Origin of the sequence: Flavihumibacter profundi, assembly GCF_020076305.1 — a bacterium.
In the GTDB taxonomy this organism is placed as follows: Bacteria; Bacteroidota; Bacteroidia; order Chitinophagales; family Chitinophagaceae; genus Flavihumibacter; species Flavihumibacter profundi.
This window is the reverse complement of record NZ_JAIQXE010000006.1, coordinates 1-1,400: the sequence shown is the minus strand read 5'-3', so window position 1 is coordinate 1,400 and position 1,400 is coordinate 1. Positions and strand designations below refer to the sequence as shown.

Sequence of the window (1,400 nt, the reverse complement as noted above, 5' to 3'; positions counted from 1 at the left end):
GGGAGTGTAAAATAAACTGTGTCAATTTTTCAAAGTTCTATTTTTCAATGCGCTGTGCAGATTGATAATTATTCCGACACAGCCGATCTATGTTCTAAAGATGCAATAATTATCAATCAGTACAGCGGTATTTATATCTTCAATTTCATTCTGTCTCCAAAGATAATGGACAACTGAGATATGGTTAAGGTCCAGTTTAGCAGTGGTCTCGTCCAACTTTTCTGGATATTCATCGTTGCCAGATAGATTAATTTTAATAGCGACATATCAGATGTAAAGGCTCCTTTTGTTTTGGTCACTTTTCGGATTTGCCGGTGGAAGCCCTCGATGATATTGGTGGTATAGATCATTTTTCGGATGCCCTGAGGGTATTTGAAATATGTGGTTAGTTTGCTCCAGTTGCGGTGCCAGGAGTCGATTACAAGCGGGTATTTTTTACCCCATTTGGCTTCCAGGGCCTGAAATTGCTGCTCGGCCTGTTCCAGGCTTACTGCCTTATAAACAGGCTTCAGCTCTGCCATAAAAGCCTTTTGATCCTTGGATGCAATATACTTCAGAGAGTTACGGATCTGGTGCACTACACAGGTTTGTACTTCGGTTCTGGGAAATATGCTGGCAATTGCCTCAGCAAATCCTTTGAGATTATCAATGCAGGCAATCAGAATATCCTTTACCCCGCGCTGTTGCAGATGACTGAGTACACTCAGCCAAAAGTTAGCACCCTCACTCTCGGAGATGTACATCCCCAGCAACTCTTTACGGCCTTCTACGGTAATGCCTAGAATGTTATACACACAACGGGTGATAATCCTGCCCTCGTCTTTTACCTTGTAATACATGGCGTCCAGGAAAACAATGCAATAGGTCGCATCCAGCATCCGGTTCTGCCATTCTGTAACCAGTGGGATGATTTTATCCGTGATAGCGGACAGCGTAGTAGCAGAGATCTCCGTGTCATACATCTCCTTGATATGGGCTGCTATATCCCGGAAGCTCATTCCATAGCCATACAGACCAAGTATCTTCTGCTCCAGACTCTCGGCAAGGATGGTCTCTCGTTTTTTGACCAGCTGGGGCTCAAAGGAAGCATCCCTGTCACGAGGTGTTTCTATGTCCAGCGTGCCCTCGGCCGTCTTCAACCGCTTACTGGTCTTGCCATTTTTGCGATTGCCGTTATCGCGTTGCTCATCATCCAAATGTTCATCTAGTTCCGCTTCCAGGGCGGCTTCTATGAACTGTTTGAGCAATGGAGCAAAGGCTCCTCCCTTGCCGAAGAGCGACTTACCGGTTCGTAATTGCTCCAGCGCCTTTTTCTGAAGGCGTTCATAATCAGGGTGTTGTTTGTCTAGCATAAAAAACTGCATTAAAGTTAACCTTTGACACAGTTCATTTTACAGCCT

At 44.9% G+C, this 1,400-nt stretch carries 1 protein-coding gene; it reads right to left on the bottom strand.

From position 1 onward, the window contains the following. Positions 1–131: 131 nt before the first annotated feature. The gene (locus tag LAQ65_RS21030) at positions 132–1,352 is read right to left on the bottom strand and encodes an IS256 family transposase (protein WP_224118997.1); all 1,221 of its coding nucleotides are present in this window, start codon (positions 1,350–1,352) and stop codon (positions 132–134) included. Positions 1,353–1,400 lie beyond the last annotated feature (48 nt).

Excerpts from the sequence above, each read along its gene's own strand:
- LAQ65_RS21030 (WP_224118997.1), bottom strand. The coding sequence starts at position 1,352 with ATGCTAGACAAACAACACCCTGATTATGAACGCCTTCAGAAAAAGGCG.